The organism is Bacillus sp. MMSF_3328 (genome assembly GCF_030733525.1).
GTDB classification, from domain to species: domain Bacteria; phylum Bacillota; class Bacilli; order Bacillales; family Cytobacillaceae; genus Bacillus_AB; species Bacillus_AB infantis.
This window is the reverse complement of record NZ_JASHIV010000003.1, coordinates 243775-262834: the sequence shown is the minus strand read 5'-3', so window position 1 is coordinate 262834 and position 19060 is coordinate 243775. Positions and strand designations below refer to the sequence as shown.

Below are 19060 nucleotides of genomic sequence, written 5' to 3'. Positions count from 1 at the left end.
TGGGTGTTTTGCCTATGCCGGATATTTCTCTCCGGACATAAGATATGGAGTAGAAAGGGAAAGTAAAAATCAAAATACATCAGCCCTTTCTTTCTATTAACAAGATCTTGGGGACTCCCGGTATAAGCCTGATGGGCCCCAATGTTCGTTGAATAGCATGAAGTAACAGCCTTAAAGGAGGTGTTACCGTGGGATACGCATATGGCGGTGGTTTCGCGTTGATTGTTGTTCTGTTCATCTTGTTAATTATTGTAGGTGCAGCCTGGCTGTAAGACTGCCTTAGTCCTTAAGGCATTTACGGTGAGCAATGCACTGTCCAATTATTGAAAGGGGGATTAATTATGTCCGGTGGAGCAGGTTACGGCGGAGGTTTCGCGTTGATTGTAGTCCTATTTATTCTCCTGATTATTATCGGGGCTTCCTGGCTGTAATAGCAGGCCTTCGTTTAAGCAAGAATATAAAATTAAAAGCGGTGGGGGAATCCCTCACCGCTTTTAACCATTGTTTATTTTGCTGAAATCCTTGATCTGCAGGGCATGCCCCCGCCTGGCAATCTTCGCAGCATATGAAAGCTATATGTAGAATTATGCAAACAGCAGCTCCACGAAAGAGGATACCAAAAGGATCGTGATCAGGATATTGATGGTCCTGAACACCTTTGGCTGTTTCTCTTCAGGGATTTCCTTCTGCAGACAAAGGGAATTCGTCATCTTGTTGATATAGAACAATATGAAAATAGCAAACAGGATAAAAACGGAGATCATCTGACTATTCCCTCCTTGATGACAGACTTTTATATGATACATACAATAACAAAAAAAAGGCAAAAAAGATAGTAATAAGGACGGCCTGATCTGCTCATTATATTCAGCCGGGCCAGCTTATATGAAGGCTGTGTTAGTGTACCTTGCTGATTTTGGGCTCATGCGTGTGAAGCTTTATTTCGCGAAGCATGAGCCCAAAATCAACAGCAATGAGGGGATGCTTCCGTGAAATTAAAGAGGCAGCCTCTGCAGCTGCCTGTCTAATGCGCCCTGTAGATCAGGATCTCGATTCCCTCTTCATTTTCTTCTATATAGGCCTGCTGCGGAGCAGTGCATATATTTTTCATGCAGAGCATATCTGAGAAGCAAAGTCCTGCATGATATGCGAGCAGCATGGTAATATAATGTACATAATGAGGAAAGTGCCAGCAGGCCGCAAGCAGAATTCCGTTGATGATGACAAAAGGGGCCAATAAAGCGACGATGAATACCGTCTTTGAAATTGGTTCAGTCACCCTGACATGAATCAGCGGAATGCCGAGCCTGAATGAAACCTTCTTTTGCACCCTTTTTCCAAGATGGGCAACAGGGAGGAAGTGCAGCAGCTTATGAATGGGATATATCAGCCAAAAGCAGGCAATAAAAACAAAGAAATAATTATCGTAAAAAGAAGATTGCTCAAAATAATAAGATGCAGGCACGTATAGGAATATAAACGTTATGATCATGGTAATGGAAGACAGGATAAATATTCTCTGGGATCCATAGTCTTTTGTGTAATTGATCGTCTTCCAGCAGTTCATCGTATCAGCCTCCGAAGAGTATTCATGCGGTTTTTCTAAAAAACTCACAAGGGATACTTTACGATGATTAGAATAAAAAATCAATAATAAAAAAACGACATTTTTCACCAATTTGATTGTATAATTAGCTATGCGAAGAAAATGCATAAAATAGAACGGGCTATTCAAAGCGGGGACTCTTTCATGAATATCGGGGAACTATTAGAACGAATTGAAAAACTGGAATATCATCAGAAGCTTTTATTGATGATGGCTTCCGGGCAGACATTGCCATTCTACAGAATGGTTGTCGAAAAATCGCTGGATCAAAAAGAGGTAACACAATTCTTCTACCTTTGTGATAAACTGAGCAAAGAACTGGAAGAGCAAAAAGCGGAAGGGTTTGTTTACTTTCATCCGCTTTATACAGAATTTAAGCATAAGCTCCATCCATCTCTTAAACCTGAGATGGTGATCCCGGCCTGCCTCAGGCAGAACCTGTTCATGGATCTTATGTCCGAACTCAAAAAGTATCTGTAGTCTAAACGATTTCTTTCTCTGCGGTCTCTTTTTTCTTCAGCTTGCCTTCTTCATCCACAAATTCGCCTTCTATATTGGCAAAGGACTTTTCAAATATCTCCATAAAGTCATCTCCATAAATATTGCGGACGATCGCCATGACTTCAACAAAATCCGGAAACTTCCCGTACAGATCCCTCAAAGGCATTGCACCTGAAAAGACGGCGTTGGTTTCAGGCTCATAACTCTCCATCAGTTCAAGTAAAACGCTTTCACCCTTTTCAGTCAGCTGAATATACGTATTTCTTTTGTCCGTTTCTTTTTTTGAGAATTTCAGAAGGCCCCTTTCTTCGAGTTTTTTAGAGAAATTAAAGGCTGTTGACACATGCATAACACCGAACTTGGCCACATCAGAGATGGAGGCGCCGTTCAAATGGTACGCAATCCAGATGATATGGTGCTCGTTGATATTCAGGTCAAACGGCTTGATCCATTGCTGCCAGTCTTTCTCAATCGATTTCCATAAAGCCTTGCTGATTTGAGCTATCCGTTGGCTAAAAAGCATCGCTTCCTTCATTGAATAATGTTTTTCCGTCATCTATAAATCCACCTACTTTTTTATTCTCTATTATCATTATGCCAATAAAACAAAAATTAATAAAGGTATAAATATACAAAATTTTTAGAAAATCAGCCTAATAAATATTATATTAGGTGTTAAGGGGCATTACAGCAAGGGTTTATTATAAGAACGGCTAAAATAACAATTTTTATAATATATTACTTTTCTGCCTAAAATGAAAAAATCCTTCTTAAATTGAAGGATTTTTCTTCAAAAAAGAAGGATTTTTTATTATCTTTACTGAGACCCGGATTTTGAGCTTCCGATTGAATTTTCCAGCTCTGTCAATGACTGCTCGATTGATTGAAGATCTCTTTGCAGTTCCAGCTTTTGCGGGCGGATTGCGTTCTGCCAGTCAGAAACTGAGTGCTTTATATCAGATACAAATTCACCCAGGTGTGATTTCCCCTGGATCGAAGCATAGGAAGCGGATCTTTTCAGTTCCATGAAATCTGTCTTGAGCTCCGCCAGCTGGCTGCCGACTGCTTCTTTATTGTCTTTGATCATCTTCCGGGTGTCCTTGCCTGAGGCTGGAGCAGACAGCAATGTGCTGATGCCGGCCGCCGTTCCTCCGATCAGGAATCCCAGCAATAAGGATTTGGCTTTCATCAATTATCACCTCTGAGTTTCTTTTTATATCAATTCTGCATTTTACAACATATTCCTCTATGGTCAGGCTATTATGTTACTTTTCCTTTATCACAACTTCTCATTGTTTAAACATGGCCGGGGCATTTGTTCATAGGGATCTCTTATCCTGAATAAAGATAAAATAGCGGGTATTTCACCGGAAGGGGCGGTTGTATGAACGGAGCGGCATCACTGTTATTTGCCTTGTGCGGGGTTTTGTTCCTTGGGGCGGTGTATTATATGCTGGCTTCCAAAAAGCCTGGCGTATATCCTCCTAAATCGATTCAAAAGAAAAGGGCAGGGGCGCTTGCGGGGGCGGGAGCTGTTTTCTTTCTGCTGGCTTTTATTTTGACTGGATTTTCCTAATGAAAAATCCACACTTAACTGCATCCAATCTTAAGATTAAATTCTAAGGCTACTGGTTGGAACGTGGCTGTTAATTTCCGTTCCAGGCACTTCGCTTTCCGCGGGGCGGAGTTGAGCCCCCTCACCGCAAGCGGCTGCGGGGTCTCAACTCTTCCGCTATTTCCCGCAGGAGTCTACGTGCCCTGCACTCCAATTAACAGGGGTTTTAAAATTTTATTGTATCTGTAATATTCATGGTAGGTAATTAAATTGACTGCGCGTGTGTAAACACATCAAAAAGAAAAAGGGAAACGGAAGATAAAACATCGTCCATAACCCTTTTTCTTTTCTCTATTTCAAGAGAGGTTTTATGTGTGGCTTGCTGTCAGTTTTGTTCTTTTGATGATGCTCATGGCAACCGGGTAAAGGATGATCATCGCAACTGTATTGACAGCCGCTGCAGGAAGGACCACAGCCACGAACAATGCGGCAAAGGTTCCCGGCAATCCTGCAATCAAAAGAGCGGAAGTCAGGAACACTGCTCCTGAAATAATGGTGCCGGCAGCAGTCAGGACCGCTGCTGAAACTACTGAACCATTAAACTTCTTGACTGCTAAAAACAAACCGAAAAATACAAAAGCAGTGATAGGCTTATCGATGATGTTTGGGATCTGTCCTGCAGGAAAAGTAGTCGTCAGGGCGGAAATCAGTCCTGTCGCAAGGCCCAGCAAAAGCACACTTTTCTTTTCAGGAAAAAGGATAATCCCGAGGAACATCATGGTGAGCATCATGTCAGGTTTCATTCCCAGGAAAAATCCCGGAACAACGGCATGAAGGACGGCACCCATTCCGATAAGCAATGATAAAGCAACTAAATTCTTTGTATTCAATTCTAACCTCTCCTCTTCTCAGCTATTCTCGCTCTTTCTCTTCCTGCAGTGCACTCTTGCCTGCAGCGAAAAGTTACTCGTATTATACCACACTATCAATTAAGATGAAACGGAATATGTTTCTGTTCAGTTATTATTTTTGAATTTTCTCATAAATTCAGCTAATTTCTCAGCATGTTCAAGCGGGACGGCGTTATAGATGGATGCCCGGCAGCCGCCGATTGATCTGTGGCCATTCAGTCCCACGAATCCCGCTTCTTTGGCTGCATGGAGAAATTGGCCTGCAGCTTCTTTAGTATGAAGGTTAAATGTGATATTCATTTGAGAGCGGCTGTCCTTTCTGCTGTGCCCCTGATAAAATCCTTCGCTGTCATCGATGCTGCTGTATATCAGCTCTGCTTTCTGCTTGTTCCTTTCAGCGATAGCGGCAAGCCCGCCTTCTTTTTCCACCCACTCGAGCACCAGCATCAGCATATAAATGGCAAGCGTCGGAGGTGTATTATAAAGAGATTGACTCTTGCTGTGGGTGAAATAGTCGAGCATGACGGGAAGGTCCCCGCGCGGTCCTGAAAGCAGGCTTTTTTTCAAAATCACTACAGTTACGCCTGATGGGCCTAAATTCTTTTGGGCCCCGGCATAGATGATATCGAATTTGCTTACATCTATTTCTCTGCTCATGATGTCGCTTGACATATCGGCAGCAAGAGGGACATTTGTTTCAGGAAAATCCTGCCACTGTGTACCGTAAATTGTGTTGTTGCTCGTAAGGTGGAGATATGCAGCGTCTTTCAGGTCAGCCAGGCCTGAAAGCTCTGGTATATAACGGTATGTATCTTCTTTGCTGGATGCAGCTGATGCTGTTTTGCCGATTTTGGCAGCTTCCTTCATGGCTTTTTCAGCCCATGAACCTGTCAGTGCGTAATAGCCTGTTTTGCCCTCTGCCAAAAGATTCATCGGCAGCATGGTAAATTGAAGGCTGGCCCCTCCCTGGAGAAAGAGGACCTCATAATCATCCGGCACACCAAGAAGCCGCCGAAGCAGAGTTTTCGCCCCTTCATGCACCTCCTCATATTCCCGGCTCCTGTGGCTGAGCTCCATCACACCCATTCCTGTTCCATTAAAATTAAGCCAGTTCCGCTGTGCCTCCTCCAGTACAGAAAGAGGGAGGGCGGCCGGACCGGCATTGAAATTCAATGCACGCTTCATCATCTTACCTCCCTATAGTGCTTTAAAGAATAAAAACTTTATTCCATCCTATCAGAAACAGAACGAAAGTAAACAAAAAAGTGGGAATGTTTTAAAAATGATAAAAAGGAATACTTTACAGTTGTTTTATCGGTCTGAATTTTGAGGCACATTTTGAATCAAAAGGGTATCAGGTAAGGGGGCCCCCTTAAAAATGAGCAGCCTCGCCAGTGCCTCCTAAAACCGGCCCGGTCCACAAAAAAATCCGCACTCAGCCAGTTTCAGCTTTAGTACGGATTTTTTTCCTGCTATTACAGATGGCTGCTGATGCCTCCGGCAATCTGCTTCAAATCCTCAGGAGAGTATTCATCCTGGTGGGTTTTCCAGACAGCGCCGAAACCGTCGCCTTTTCCATAGCGCGGGATGAGATGCAGATGAAAATGGAATACCGACTGTCCTGCTGCTTCGCCATTGTTATTCAATGTATTGAGCCCAATCGGGTCAAATTCTTCTTTGATGGCGCTGGCGATGGCAGGAACCGACTCATATAGCCGTGCCGCGATTTCGGGAGTCAGCTCGTAAAGATTTTCTTTATGTACTTTCGGGACGACAAGTGTATGGCCTTTTGTTACCTGACTGATGTCAAGGAAAGCATATACATGTTCATTTTCATAAACTTTCGCTGAGGGAATTTCCCCATTGATGATTTTGCAAAAAATACAATCCTGCATAATGGCACCTGCCCTTTCTTTTTCTCAATATTTTACCATACCAGGGGATGTGAGGAGAAATCATCCGCCAATTTTGCCGGCAAAGGAAAGATTAAAGGAGAATGAGGGAGGATGGCGAACTTACAAAGTACTGTATATATGGAAGGAGAATCAGGGTGGGTTCAAGAATCATGCATCTGCTGGCAGCTGATATGGCTGCTGAAAAATTAAAGATCAGGGATAAGGCTTCCTTTTTGCTCGGAGGGATTGCACCTGATGCTGTTTCGCCAAAGGAGCTTTCGCATTTTTACACAGGGGAGACTGAGGATTTTACTAGGTCGATTGATTATGAAGCTTTCCTTGAAAAGTACCGGCATACAAGCAATCATGCCTATATCCTTGGATATTATGCGCATCTGATTGCCGATGATTTGTGGCTTAAAGGCTTTTATCTGCCATGGCTGAGAAATAGAATGGATCAGGACGAACGGATCTTGAAGCTATACCATGCGGATTTCGGGCTCCTTAATGGGAAGCTGCTTGCTGCTTACGGGAGCCGCAGCCTTGCTGCGTTACTGAATGAGAATAGGGGAATGCCTGATTTGGAGGAAGTGCCGTCCCATGCCGTTAGTGATTTTGTCCCGCATTGCCTTGCTGATATGGAGTACGGTGAGGATGCACTGAATGCGCCGCTAAAGGTGTTCACTTTTGACCAGATTGCAGGTTATGTGGGAACAGCTGCTGAGCTTGCCTGCCTGAAAATCGAACAGGCTGCCGCCCGGCTTTGAGAAGCTGCTGATTTTTTTGCAGACCAGATGCAGGTTTGCGGGCCAAACATCACAAAGAAAGCAGGACCCGGTGCGGATCCTGCTCCTTCTGAAGGGGAAATCACTTCGCTGAAACGTTCTATTACAGGTTATTCTCTGCGACAAACACCTCATTTTTTAAAATGGTCAGTGCTTAGTGAGAGATCTGATCCTTGTTCAAGCGTACCATCCCCTTGTTTCTTTATAGGTTTCACAACTTATAAAGCCGGCTGATGGGTCTTTGATAAACACCTCATTCCAGAAGAATGTCATGTGTTCCAAGTATCTGGTTAATTGGCACTCCTGTGCAATGCAACCATCCCCTTATAGCAACGCTGGAAGCTTATATTGAATGAAATTGGTCTTTGACAGACACCTCATTTCAATTGATGAAAATCATCTTTCCCCTTCATAGATTAGAATGCCCATTGAAAGAGGGGATATGCATCCGGATTTAAATTTGTCCCTGCTTCAATCTTTTGCTGGCGCAGCCATTTTGTTAAACTAGAAGCATCACAATAGATGGAAGGGCGTTTTGGAATGTCTTTGTTGAATATTAGCAATATAACAGGAGGCTATACGAGGAATCCTGTTCTGAAGGATGTTTCCTTCACTGTGAATGCAAATGAAATCGTCGGCCTGATTGGATTGAATGGAGCAGGCAAAAGTACGACAATCAAGCATGTTATCGGGCTGATGGAGCCGCATTCCGGGGAAATCACAATCAATGGATCTCCTTTTCACAAGGATAAGGAGGCATACAGAAGAAAATTCGCGTTTGTCCCCGAGACCCCGATCCTTTATGATGAACTGACGCTTGAGGAGCATCTGAGAATGACAGCGATGGCTTATGGCCTCGAAGAGAAAGAATATCAGGAAAGAATGAAGGGCCTTCTGAAGGAATTCCGGATGGAGAAGCGGCTGAAATGGTTCCCGGCCCATTTTTCAAAGGGGATGAAGCAAAAGGTCATGATCATGTGTGCTTTCCTGGTGCAGCCATCACTTTACATAGTTGATGAACCATTTGTCGGGCTGGACCCGCTCGGCATCCAATCGCTTCTTGATCTTATGAAGAAGATGAAAGAGGAAGGGGCGGGCATATTGATGTCGACCCATATCCTGGCTACAGCGGAGCGGTATTGCGACCGTTTTGTCATTCTCCACGAGGGCAAGGTGAGGGCTGCAGGCACACTTTCTGAGCTGCAGCAGCAATTCTCCATGCCAGGCGCGACACTTGATGATCTATATATACAGCTGACAAAGGAAGAAGATTATGTTTGAAGAGGGAAAACTTTGGAAGAACAGATTCGGGGATGGGCTCAAAGAACTGAGCCGCTATCTCCGCTATATATTGAACGGGCATATTGTCATTGTGCTCGTATTTCTATTCGGGATGGCCGCCTTTTATTATCAGGAATGGCTTAAAGGCGTCCCGGAAGATTTTCCTGCGGCTGCGATCATGGCTGTCCTGCTGGGGGTATTGCTGACATACAGCCCTGTTTATACTTTCTTGACTGAAGCAGATAAAATCTTTCTGTTGCCTGTAGAAAACAGGCTGTCAGGCTATTTTCGCAGGTCGCTGGGTGTCAGCTGGGCCGTGCAGGCCTATCTTCTGCTGATGGGCCTCGGCATATTCATGCCAATGTACGCAGTCGTAAACGGGGGAAGCTTTGAGCCGTTTCTCTTCTTTCTGATAGGCTCACTCGCTGTTAAGCTGCTGAATCTTCTGATCCGCTGGCATGTCCAATATTACGTGGAAAAAAATACAAAGATGATCGATTCTGTTATCAGGTATTGCCTCAATGCAGCTTTTCTTTATCTTTTATTTTCAAATGCCAGCATCCTGTTCCTGCTCCCAGTACCGGCAGTCCTGCTGGTACTATGGCTGTATTTCAGGAAACAGACTGAACCAAAGGGCCTGAAATGGGAATATCTTATTGAACAGGAAGAAAGAAGGATGACATCCTTTTACCGCCTGGCCAATCTGTTTACAGATGTGCCGAAGCTTAAAGATAGAGTGAAGCGGCGCAAATGGCTGGACTGGCTGGCAAACAGGATCCCATATGGGCAGGATAAGCTGCATGCGCATTTATATATGAGGACCTTCATCCGCTCAGGTGATTATTTCGGCCTGTTCATCAGGCTGACAGTAATAGGGGGAGCGGCTCTTTATTTGATATCATTCGGGATGGGGCAGATCCTCCTTGTGCTGTTATTCCTTTATCTGACGGGGTTTCAGCTGCTGCCGCTCAGGAACCATCATGAGAACAAGCTCTGGATCCAGCTTTACCCTCTGAAGGAAGAGTGGCGGGAAAAAGCCTTTACTTCACTTCTCTCAGCTGTCCTTTATCTGCAGACCATCATTCTTTCCCTGGTTGTGCTGCTGAAGGGGGACGGGCTGGCCGCGCTTGCCAGTGCGGCAGCTGGTGCCGTGTTTTCGTGGGTATTTGCGAATATTTACAGCAGAAGGAAATTGAAGAACTGATTAGAAGCCTCCGTTATTTAAATGGAGGCTTTTTGCAGCGCCTGAAACCTTTCCGGAAGAAAAACGTAGTATTAAGCACAAACTAAAAGCTGAACGAGAGGAAAGGGTGCAGCCGAATGAATGAGTATGAACAGATGGTTTCACGGGAGCTGGAGGAGTGGAAGAGGAAGCTGCTGAAGCGTTCCGGAATGCTTAACCGTCTTTCAAAGAAGGCGCAGACAAAAATCAACAGCTATATCCCGGAGAAAGCACATGCCGTCATTACCGAGGGAATCAAGAATATGGTAAAAGCAACCTTGGCAGGCTCTAATCTGACTACCAGGAAAAGGCTGGATGCCGGGCTGCGCCTTGAGGAAATGGACGGAAAATTGGCTGAAAAGCTGGCTGCATACCGTAAGACTGCAACCATTGAAGGAGCCGGCACAGGCGCAGGCGGCATCCTATTAGGGCTTGCCGACTTCCCGCTGCTGCTTTCAATCAAAATGAAATTCCTTTTTGAAGCTTCAGCCATTTATGGCTATGATCCCGGAAAATATGAGGAGCGCCTTTTTATCCTGCATGTGTTTCAGCTTGCGTTTTCAAGTGATGAGAAAAGGCGGGAAACATTGGCTGTCATTGAGAATTGGGATGAGAAAGTGAAAGAGCTGAAGGATATGGAATGGCGCGGGTTCCAGCAGGAGTACCGTGATTATATAGACTTTGCCAAAATGCTGCAGCTGCTCCCGGGCATAGGGGCGGTTGCGGGGGCTTATGCGAATTATAATCTGCTTGACCAGCTGGGAGAGACAGCAAGGAATGCCTACAGGCTCCGGTTTCTAAAAAAATAAAGGAAAAAAAGCATCCTCCGAATCATCGGCGGATGCTTTTTGCTTATACGGTAACGTTTTCCTGAGACTCGACTTTGTGGTATTGCAGTGCCGCAGAACCTAGTGTCTTTGCAGCAATCAGCATTGCCTTTTCATCAATATCGAATCTTGGATGATGGTGCGGGTATGCAGCATCATCGCTGAGAGGCTTCGCTCCTGTGAAGAAGAATGTGCCTTTTACATGCTGAAGATAGTAGGCAAAATCCTCGCCGCCCATTTCCGGTGCTGTTTCAACGACTTCCTTGACCTCAGGAATCGATCTCGCGCACTCGGCTAGGAAGTTGGTTTCTTCTTCATGGTTGATGACAGCCGGATAGCCGCGGTGATAAGTATAGCTGTATGTGCTGTCAGCAGTATAGCAGGTTCCTTTCACGACTCTTTCCAATTCTTCTTCAATATCGTTCCGCACCTGCTCGCTGAAGGTGCGCACTGTGCCTTCCAATTTAGCTTTATCGGCAATGACATTGAAGGCATTTTGGGCCGTGAATGATCCGACAGTAACAACGGCTGAGTCAATTGGATCGACCTTCCGGCTGACGATCTGCTGGAGGTTGACGACAAGCTGGGAGGCTGTCACAATGGCATCCTTCGTTTTATGAGGCTGCGCTCCGTGTCCGCCCTTTCCTTGTACAGTGATTTCAAAGCGGTCGGCTGCAGCCATGAAAGGACCGGTCCGGTACTGGATCTTTCCTGTCGGTTCGGAAGCCCATAAGTGGGTGCCGAAAATGGCGTCCACTCCTTCAAGGCAGCCATCCTTGATCATGGAAACAGCGCCGCCCGGTGCATATTCTTCCGCATGCTGGTGGATCAGGACATACGTCCCTTCCAATTCGGAGCGCAGCTCGTGAAGGACCTTTGCAAGCACAAGCAGTGTTGCAGTATGGCCATCATGGCCGCAGGCATGCATGACGCCCGGGACGAGCGATTTATAAGGAACATCTTTTTCATCCTGGATTGGAAGCGCGTCAAAATCGGCACGGAGGGCAATCGTCTTCCCTGGCTTCTCTCCGTAAACCTTGGCTACGACTCCATTCCCGCCGACATTTCCTTTTACTTCGATTCCCAGCTTTTCATAATATTCTTTTATGTATTTTGCTGTATTTTCTTCCTGAAAGGAAAGTTCAGGATGCTGATGGAGATAGCGGCGGATCGCTGCCATTTCTTCATAATAGTCTTCAAGTCTGCTGAATAATGAACTGATCATAATAACTCTCCTTTGTGTTTTAATTTTTACTGTTTCGAAAATTATAACATTATTTTTATAAATTGCAGGATAATAAGCCTTCAAATTTGAAAAACTTTAGAATAATATTCTAAGAGTGAATGAAAAAGAAGCTGGGGAGATGGTATGGGTTTGCAGTTAAAACAATCAAAAGCAGCGCTGGCAGCTGTTATAATGGCAGTGGCTGCAGCAGTGCTGATAGGCTATTCAGTATCAGGGGGAGAATCTTTATGGTTTGACAGAGCTGTCTCATCTGCTGTCACAGGGATTTTTTCGGCCTCTTCCTATCCGCTGTTTGAATTTTTCACCTGGTTTGGCGACAAGCAGGGCATCGGTTTGGCAGCGCTTATAGTTCTTGCTTGGCTGTGGTTCAAGAAGAGAGACTATCTGGGCATGGCAGTCCTTGTGTTTGCCGTTGCACTCGGGAACGAGGCCAGCAAGCGGCTGAAGGAGCTGTTCGGCAGAGAGAGGCCGGAGCTGGAGCATATCACTGAGGTGAATAGTCTCAGTTTCCCGAGCGGACATGCGATGGTAGGGGGCATTTTATATATGCTGACAGCCTATTTTGTCATAAAGGAATTAAAGTCTGCGGGAGCCAGGATGATGGCGGCAGCTGCGTTTGCCCTATGGATCCTTTTGATCGGGATCAGCCGCATTGTCCTTCAGGTCCACTATCCGACCGATGTTGCGGGAGGGTATGCTTTTGCTTTTATTTGGGTTTACATATGGGTTATATTCTATGTATTTATGAACAGCAGCTTTGGCAGGAAAGTGAATTAAGACAGGAGGAATAAGGATGATAGATTTAAGAAGCGATACAGTGACAAAGCCGACAGAAGAAATGAGGAAGGCTGCTTACGAAGCAGAAGTCGGGGATGATGTCTACGCGGAAGATCCCTCCATCATCAAGCTTGAAGAGTCCGCAGCAGACATACTCGGGAAGGAAGCAGCCCTGCTTGTGACAAGCGGTACCCAGGGAAACCAGGCGGCCATCCTGACGCATACAAGACCAGGGAATGAAATTCTCCTAGAGGCAGAGTCCCATATTTTCTATTACGAATCAGGAGCCGCTTCTGCTTTTGCCGGTGTCCAGACAAGAACGATTGCAGGAAAACGGGGGGAAATGGATCCCGGCGCAATAGAAGCTGCCATACGGGGGAAAGATCAGCATTTTCCCGAAACCGGCCTGATTTGTCTGGAAAATACACATAATCGTGCTGGAGGGGCTGCTGTGTCTGTGGAAAATATGGAGGCTATCCATGCAATTGCCCGCAGGCATAAAATTCCTGTCCATATGGATGGAGCAAGGCTGTTCAATGCCGCAGCCGCACTTGAGAGGCCGGTCACTGATTTCACCCGGCATGCTGATACAGTCCAGGTATGCTTGTCCAAGGGGCTTGGAGCACCAGTCGGGTCAATCCTTGCCGGAAGCAGGGAATTTATCCAGTCTGCCCGCATCTGGAGGAAAAGACTTGGGGGAGGCATGAGGCAGGCAGGCATCATCGCGGCACCAGGGCTGATTGCACTGACGCAGATGAGGCACAGGCTTCACGAAGACCATGAGAACGCCCGGAAGCTTGCTGAGGGGATTCAAAATATAAAAGGCATTACTGTCGTCAACCAGGTAGATACAAATATCATAGTTGCAGACGTAAAGGAACTGGGCCTGAGCTCAGAGCAGTTTGTAGAAAGGCTGGAGAAGGAAGGAGTTCGCGCAGTTACTTTCGGGCCGTCTTCGGTGAGGCTCACCACTCATTTCGATGTGTCTGCCAGTGATATAGAAAAGGCGCTGGATGCTGTCAGCAGGACGGCAGCGGGGCATGTGTCTGCGCTGTAAAATTTGAATTAGCATCAGGACCGGTGTTCTCTGATTAGGGAGGGCACCGGTTTTCAGTGTTGATTTTGGGATTTATTGTAAGGAAGAAAAATTATAAAGTTTTTAGGGAGAATCATTGAGATTTTAGGTAAAATCTTTCGAATTTTATGTAGAATAAAGCAGAATTCAGGCAGAATGACCATATTCGCCGTTTGATAAAACAGTAATTCATATAGAATCGCCTCTTCTTCACAAAAATTCATGCTGAATTCCTCCTAATCTATCCCAGCAAAACCAAAACAGCTGAAATCTAAAAAAATACAGGTTTGACATCGTACATTTCACTGTATATAATACTGAAAAATAACTGAAACAATGAAGGGGATCAGTAAACAGTCTATGTCTATCCAAGAGAGGGAGCCGGCGGTGGGAGGCTTCTATAGACAGCTGCCGAACCTGCCCCGGAGTTCGCTGCCGGATACTTGAAGGCAGCAGCGGCACATGCCGTTATCATGAAGAGAGTATAAAGCCTTGCTTTATAAATTAGGGTGGTACCGCCATGATCTGGTCCCTATTTTATAAATCGGGGCTTTTTTATTTTTCCAGCAGAATGCCGGCCCTTCTGCACTCTTCAAGAAGCTTCAGCAGCTCTTTCCCTGGCCGGGATGAGAGCTGATGCGTTTATCGTTTCACACTTAATCAGAATATGGGGTGCAATCATGGCAAAGGAATTTGTAAAAGAAATTACGGCAATGGAAGAGGATTTTGCCCAATGGTATACAGATGTGGTGACCAAGGCGGATCTGATCGATTATTCAAGTGTCAGGGGATCAATGATCATCCGACCTTACGGATATTCTTTGTGGGACAATATAAAAAACGAGCTGGACAGAAGGATCAAGGAAACAGGGCATGAAAATGTTTATATGCCAATGTTTATTCCTGAAAGCCTCCTCCAGAAAGAAAAGGACCATATCGAGGGATTTGCGCCAGAGGTGGCATGGGTGACCCATGGCGGATCAGAAGAGCTGGCAGAACGGCTAGTCGTCAGGCCGACATCAGAGGTCCTTTTTTGCGAACATTATAAAAATATCATCCATTCTTACAGGGACCTGCCTAAGCTGTACAATCAATGGGCCAATGTGGTCAGATGGGAAAAAACGACCCGGCCTTTCCTAAGGACGCTTGAGTTCCTGTGGCAGGAAGGGCATACATGCCATGCAACAGACGAGGATGCGCACGAAGAAACGACAAAGATGCTCGATGTCTATGCAGATCTGTGTGAAAACGTCCTGGCCATACCGGTCCTTAAGGGCAGGAAAACAGAGAAAGAAAAATTCGCCGGCGCAAAATTCACCTACACAATTGAGAGCCTGATGCATGACGGAAAAGCACTCCAGACAGGAACCTCACACCATTTGGGGGACGGTTTTGCCAAGGCATTCGGCATCCAGTATTCGGACAGAGAAGGGGAACTTCAGCATGTGCATCAGACGTCGTGGGGGCTTACGACTAGAGTAATCGGCGCCATGATTATGGTCCACGGCGATAACAGGGGCCTGATCATCCCGCCGCGGATTGCGCCAACCCAGCTTATGATCGTCCCTGTGGCACAGCATAAAGAAGGGGTTCTCGATTTCTGCTATGAGCTGAAAGAGAAACTCGGCAAGAGTTTCAGGGTCGGAATTGACAGCAGCGACAAAAAGCCTGGCTGGAAGTTCAATGAGTACGAAATGAAAGGAATCCCGCTCAGGCTTGAGGCCGGCCCGAAGGATATCGAGAATAATCAGGTCGTGCTTGTCCGCAGGGATACAGGCGAAAAGCTGTTTGTCCAGGCTGAAGGGGCAGAGCAGGCAATCGCCGGGCTGCTGGAAGATATCCAGTCAGATTTGCTGGAAAAAGCGCGGGACCTACGCGAACAAAAAACAGAGAATGCTGCAGGCATGGGTGAGTTCAAGCAGGCATTGAAGGATAATCAGGGGTTTATTAAAGCAATGTGGTGCGGCAGGAGGGAATGTGAAGACAGAATTAAGGAGGAGACCGGTGCAACCTCCCGCTGCATTCCTTTTGAACAGGAGCATATATCCGATGTTTGTGTCTGCTGCGGCAATAAGGCAGAAGAGCTCGTTTATTGGGCAAAAGCTTATTAACGGGGCTTTGCAGGAAAGTTATTTGAAAACCATTTAATATTTTTTCTGCCGGGAAGGAATTTTGGCCCGGAAAAAGAATGTATTGACTAAGGCAGTGAAAGCTTCGCCGACAACATTAAATCCACCAAAGAGGATTGTTATAAATGAAGAGAACGGGCCAATTCGCTTTAGTCAGCATTTCTATTTTATTCACTTTAACGCAAGCCTTCATTTTCGATGACCCCTGGCATAAGGAAATTGTTGATTTCACCATTGCCACTATTATTGCCTGGTTTGTAGGCTGGCAATATGACAAATTGAAATATCTTACAGGGAAAGCGAAAGAGAACGAAGCATTTTACAGGCAGCTGATCGAAACGATGCCGGAGCCTGTCATCATCCAGGATTATGACAAAATTGTCTATGCAAACAAAGCGGCTGAGAAGATGGTGGCTGCTGAAAGCAAAGAGGAATTGGTCGGCAGGTCAGTATTTGATTTTATGGAAGCGCCGGATGCCGCCAAATACAAGAAGATACTTGATGTAACATATAAAGAAAAACTTCCGGCAGGCCGGAGGGAACAGAAAATTACCAGGCTTGACGGCAAAAAGATTTATTTTGAAGTGTCCACCTTATTTACAAGCTTTCAGGGCAGGAAGGCAGTGCTTTCAATCGGCCAGGATGTTACGGTTAAAAAAGAGCAGGCAGACCTGCTTCTGCAAAAGTCAGAGAAGCTGGCGCTTGTCGGGCAGATGGCCGCTGGGATTGCCCATGAAATCCGCAATCCTCTGACAAGCATTAAAGGATTCATCCAGCTGCTGAAGGCGGAGGGAAATCGGGAGTATGCCGATATTGCCATCTCAGAGCTGGACCGGATCAATCTGATTGTTGGAGAGTTCCTTGTCCTCGCCAAACCTGCGGCTGCGGTATACAGGGTATGCGATCTTAAGAAGCTGATTCAGGAAGTGGTTGTACTGATTCAGCCGCAATGCCTGATCCATAATGTCCAGATAATCACCGGGCTTGATCTGGATGAATCGGAGATATGGTGTGAGGAGAATCAGCTGAAGCAGGTATTTATCAATATGATAAAAAATTCTGCTGAAGCCATGCCGGATGGCGGGACCATCACGATCAAGGCAGCGGACAGGAAGGATGGGCATGTGGCTGTCATGATCAAAGACGAAGGGACAGGCATCCCTCCAGAGCGGATCAACACACTTGGCGAGCCTTTTTATACAACAAAAGAAAAGGGGACGGGCCTTGGCCTGATGACCAGCTTTAAAATCATCGAAAATCACAGCGGGCTCGTCAAAGTCAGCAGCGAGGTCAATAAAGGGACGGTTTTTGAAATTATACTCCCGAAAACCCAGACGGAAGCAAAGGGACATTCATTTAACTGATGCTGATCAAATAGGCGTTTCCCAAGCCTCTTTTCGGGAATAAGGATAAAAACACCGTTAGGAGGGACAGCTCATGCCTGAAAATAACAAGGATGGCCAGAACCAGGAAAACCTGCTTGAATATGAACGAAAGCAGCATTCCGGCGGGGAAGCGCCTGACAAGCTTAAAGAGGGAAGGAAGCCTGACCAGCAGAACAGGCTGAAAGACCAGGAGAATATGAGAAAATAGTTCGGGAGAATAAAGCAAGCGGGCATGCCACTGGGCACAGCCCGTTTTTTTTCGTACCTGGTGCAGACCAAGCCAGGTTTCCCTCTCAAGGCACAAAGGGTATACAAAAGGAAACTTTCTATAGACATGGAGAATGATCGTATGAAAAAACAGAGAATAGAATTTGTCTTTTTGCTTATATTGGCTGCTTCCCTGTATGTCCTGTTCTTTACCGGTGCAGGCTACTTCTGGAAGCTCGCCTGCGCAGGGCTGTATGCTTTTATTATACTGGTGAGCATCTACTCGCTGATTCTTGAAAACCGCACTTCCCACCATACGCTCCTCTGGATTTATGTCCTGATCTTCATTCCGGTGGCAGGCTATATGTTCTACTTATATTCAGGGCAGCTTTATCTGAAAGGATATCTTTTCCGCACAAAAAGGAGCAATGACAGAGAGCAGTGGAAAAGGATGATGAAGCGGAAAGATTCACCGGACCTTACATTTCTGCAGGATAACCAGCAGAACTTTGCCAGGTTTGCTGCGAATGCCAGCATGACCCCCATCAGCACCTCATCCAGGGCTGAGATGCTGAAAAATGGCGAAGAAACGTTTGAAGAGCTGAAGGCAAGGCTGAAGAAAGCAAAAAAATTCATCCATATACAATACTATATCTTCCGCTCGGATAGGCTCGGCAAAGAGATCATTGATATCCTCATTGAGAAGGCTGAAGCAGGAGTCGAGGTCCTTTTCATGTATGACGCTGCCGGCAGCATGAAGATGGCTGTGAATGAAATTAAAAGGATGGAGGAAGCGGGCATCAAGGTTCATTGCTTCCTGCCTTTGAAATTCGGCTTCTTCAATCAGAAAATCAATTTCAGGAACCATCGAAAAATCGTCGTGATCGACGGGGAGACCGGCTTTGTCGGCGGGCTCAATGTCGGGATTGAATATCTCGGCGAGGATGAAGCGATGGGGTTCTGGCGCGACACCCATATGGTGCTGGAAGGTGAGGCCGTATACACACTGCATACAGTCTTCCTTCTGGACTGGGAGTATGTCAGCCGGGAACAGGTCCTTGACAAATATTCGGTCAGTGAAAGGCCAGCCGATGAGGATGAAATCAATGGGGCGATACAGGTGGTTGCCAGCGGGCCTGATACACAGCAGGGAATCATGGGAGATTTCTTTTATTCGATGATCACCAGTGCAGAAAGGTCGATTTGGATTGCCACGCCTTATTTCGTCCCGAACGAAGCAATCAGGACTGCGCTGCGGGTGGCTGCAGCAAAAGGGGTGGAGGTAAGGATCATGGTTCCGGAAAAGAATGACAGCTTTCTCACCCAGTATGCAAGCAGGTCCTATTTTTCCGAGCTGCTTAAATATGGAGTTGAAGTCTACTCTTACCAAAAAGGCTTTCTCCATCAGAAAATCATCATCGCAGATGGAAATATGGCTTCTGTGGGAACAGCGAATATGGATATGAGAAGCTTTCACCTGAATTTCGAGGTCAATGTCTTCCTGCTTGGCTGCAGCTCAATCAGGGATCTGTCAGCGCATTTCGAAGAAGATATGAGGGATAGTGTACGGATAACACCTGTACAATATTATAAACGCGGACTCTGGGAGAGGACGAAAGAGTCCTTCTCCAGACTGTTTTCCGGAGTGCTCTAATCCA

22 protein-coding genes and 1 other annotated feature are annotated in these 19060 nt (G+C 45.9%); of the genes, 14 read left to right on the top strand and 8 right to left on the bottom strand.

Translation table 11 applies throughout. The features are described 5' to 3' along the window. Positions 1 to 188 precede the first annotated feature (188 nt). Positions 189 to 272 carry a YjcZ family sporulation protein gene (locus RBB45_RS07590; RefSeq protein ID WP_022543564.1) on the top strand — a complete coding sequence of 28 codons (84 nt, stop codon included), beginning with the start codon at positions 189 to 191 and terminating at the stop codon, positions 270 to 272. A gap of 69 nt (positions 273 to 341) precedes the next feature. Continuing rightward, complete coding sequence (locus tag RBB45_RS07585; RefSeq protein ID WP_022543565.1) at positions 342 to 431, top strand: YjcZ family sporulation protein; 90 nt, start codon at positions 342 to 344, stop codon at positions 429 to 431. Between the two features lie 153 nt (positions 432 to 584). Here the strand turns inward: RBB45_RS07585 and RBB45_RS07580 are convergent, their stop codons facing one another. Then, positions 585 to 764, bottom strand: a complete 180-nt coding sequence (locus RBB45_RS07580; RefSeq protein WP_009793914.1) for a hypothetical protein — start codon at positions 762 to 764, stop codon at positions 585 to 587. Positions 765 to 1024: 260 nt separating this feature from the next. Beyond that, positions 1025 to 1567 carry a DUF3267 domain-containing protein gene (locus tag RBB45_RS07575; RefSeq protein WP_224949931.1) on the bottom strand — a complete coding sequence of 181 codons (543 nt, stop codon included), beginning with the start codon at positions 1565 to 1567 and terminating at the stop codon, positions 1025 to 1027. 183 nt (positions 1568 to 1750) lie between these two features. On the opposite strand from RBB45_RS07575, the gene RBB45_RS07570 reads away from it, so the two are divergent. Continuing rightward, a complete protein-coding gene (locus RBB45_RS07570) occupies positions 1751 to 2086 on the top strand; it encodes a YhaI family protein (RefSeq protein WP_022543568.1) in 336 nt (111 codons plus the stop codon). Between the two features lies 1 nt (position 2087). Here the strand turns inward: RBB45_RS07570 and RBB45_RS07565 are convergent, their stop codons facing one another. Together RBB45_RS07565 and RBB45_RS07560 are read right to left on the bottom strand one after the other, a co-directional pair. After that, on the bottom strand, positions 2088 to 2663 hold the full coding sequence (locus tag RBB45_RS07565; RefSeq protein ID WP_009793979.1) for an HTH-type transcriptional regulator Hpr: 576 nt from the start codon (positions 2661 to 2663) through the stop codon (positions 2088 to 2090). A 261-nt stretch (positions 2664 to 2924) separates the two neighbouring features. Further along, complete coding sequence (locus RBB45_RS07560; RefSeq protein WP_101550979.1) at positions 2925 to 3296, bottom strand: YtxH domain-containing protein; 372 nt, start codon at positions 3294 to 3296, stop codon at positions 2925 to 2927. A gap of 195 nt (positions 3297 to 3491) precedes the next feature. On the opposite strand from RBB45_RS07560, the gene yhzF reads away from it, so the two are divergent. Beyond that, on the top strand, positions 3492 to 3683 hold the full coding sequence (gene yhzF, locus RBB45_RS07555; RefSeq protein WP_009793977.1) for a membrane protein YhzF: 192 nt from the start codon (positions 3492 to 3494) through the stop codon (positions 3681 to 3683). A gap of 347 nt (positions 3684 to 4030) precedes the next feature. Here yhzF and RBB45_RS07550 read toward each other — a convergent pair whose 3' ends face one another. The 3 genes from RBB45_RS07550 to RBB45_RS07540 all read right to left on the bottom strand — a co-directional run bounded on the left by RBB45_RS07550 (position 4031) and on the right by RBB45_RS07540 (position 6468). After that, positions 4031 to 4552 (bottom strand): tryptophan transporter, encoded by a 522-nt coding sequence (locus RBB45_RS07550; RefSeq protein ID WP_009793976.1) that lies wholly within the window; start codon positions 4550 to 4552, stop codon positions 4031 to 4033. A gap of 126 nt (positions 4553 to 4678) precedes the next feature. Beyond that, positions 4679 to 5758: a 3-phosphoserine/phosphohydroxythreonine transaminase gene (gene serC, locus RBB45_RS07545; protein WP_224949985.1), complete on the bottom strand. Its 1080-nt coding sequence runs from the start codon at positions 5756 to 5758 to the stop codon at positions 4679 to 4681. A gap of 290 nt (positions 5759 to 6048) precedes the next feature. Beyond that, complete coding sequence (locus RBB45_RS07540; protein ID WP_009793974.1) at positions 6049 to 6468, bottom strand: HIT family protein; 420 nt, start codon at positions 6466 to 6468, stop codon at positions 6049 to 6051. A gap of 155 nt (positions 6469 to 6623) precedes the next feature. On the opposite strand from RBB45_RS07540, the gene RBB45_RS07535 reads away from it, so the two are divergent. The 4 genes from RBB45_RS07535 (at position 6624) to RBB45_RS07520 (ending at position 10565) form a co-directional block, all read left to right on the top strand. After that, positions 6624 to 7235: a zinc dependent phospholipase C family protein gene (locus tag RBB45_RS07535; RefSeq protein ID WP_224949933.1), complete on the top strand. Its 612-nt coding sequence runs from the start codon at positions 6624 to 6626 to the stop codon at positions 7233 to 7235. A 558-nt stretch (positions 7236 to 7793) separates the two neighbouring features. After that, the gene (locus RBB45_RS07530) at positions 7794 to 8534 is read left to right on the top strand and encodes an ABC transporter ATP-binding protein (RefSeq protein WP_094769683.1); all 741 of its coding nucleotides are present in this window, start codon (positions 7794 to 7796) and stop codon (positions 8532 to 8534) included. Beyond that, positions 8527 to 9738, top strand: coding sequence for an ABC transporter permease (locus RBB45_RS07525; RefSeq protein WP_253616513.1), 1212 nt, complete (start codon positions 8527 to 8529; stop codon positions 9736 to 9738). Before RBB45_RS07530 ends, RBB45_RS07525 begins: the two co-directional genes overlap by 8 nt. A 116-nt stretch (positions 9739 to 9854) precedes the next feature. Next, a complete protein-coding gene (locus RBB45_RS07520; RefSeq protein WP_306009383.1) occupies positions 9855 to 10565 on the top strand; it encodes an EcsC family protein in 711 nt (236 codons plus the stop codon). Between the two features lie 43 nt (positions 10566 to 10608). Here RBB45_RS07520 and RBB45_RS07515 read toward each other — a convergent pair whose 3' ends face one another. Further along, positions 10609 to 11808 (bottom strand): M20 family metallopeptidase, encoded by a 1200-nt coding sequence (locus RBB45_RS07515; protein WP_101550973.1) that lies wholly within the window; start codon positions 11806 to 11808, stop codon positions 10609 to 10611. A 144-nt stretch (positions 11809 to 11952) separates the two neighbouring features. Here RBB45_RS07515 and RBB45_RS07510 point away from each other — a divergent pair, with 144 nt between their 5' ends. The 6 genes from RBB45_RS07510 to cls all read left to right on the top strand — a co-directional run bounded on the left by RBB45_RS07510 (position 11953) and on the right by cls (position 19056). Continuing rightward, positions 11953 to 12606 (top strand): phosphatase PAP2 family protein, encoded by a 654-nt coding sequence (locus RBB45_RS07510; RefSeq protein ID WP_094769669.1) that lies wholly within the window; start codon positions 11953 to 11955, stop codon positions 12604 to 12606. Between the two features lie 16 nt (positions 12607 to 12622). After that, positions 12623 to 13663 (top strand): threonine aldolase family protein, encoded by a 1041-nt coding sequence (locus RBB45_RS07505; protein WP_306009382.1) that lies wholly within the window; start codon positions 12623 to 12625, stop codon positions 13661 to 13663. A 345-nt stretch (positions 13664 to 14008) separates the two neighbouring features. Next, positions 14009 to 14218, top strand: a binding site (T-box leader). A 143-nt stretch (positions 14219 to 14361) separates the two neighbouring features. Then, on the top strand, positions 14362 to 15792 hold the full coding sequence (gene proS, locus RBB45_RS07500) for a proline--tRNA ligase (RefSeq protein ID WP_306009381.1): 1431 nt from the start codon (positions 14362 to 14364) through the stop codon (positions 15790 to 15792). 143 nt (positions 15793 to 15935) lie between these two features. Continuing rightward, complete coding sequence (locus RBB45_RS07495; RefSeq protein ID WP_009793964.1) at positions 15936 to 17174, top strand: ATP-binding protein; 1239 nt, start codon at positions 15936 to 15938, stop codon at positions 17172 to 17174. A 73-nt stretch (positions 17175 to 17247) separates the two neighbouring features. Then, positions 17248 to 17403, top strand: a complete 156-nt coding sequence (locus RBB45_RS07490; RefSeq protein WP_306009380.1) for a hypothetical protein — start codon at positions 17248 to 17250, stop codon at positions 17401 to 17403. Between the two features lie 141 nt (positions 17404 to 17544). Then, positions 17545 to 19056, top strand: coding sequence for a cardiolipin synthase (gene cls / locus RBB45_RS07485; RefSeq protein WP_022543574.1), 1512 nt, complete (start codon positions 17545 to 17547; stop codon positions 19054 to 19056). Positions 19057 to 19060 lie beyond the last annotated feature (4 nt).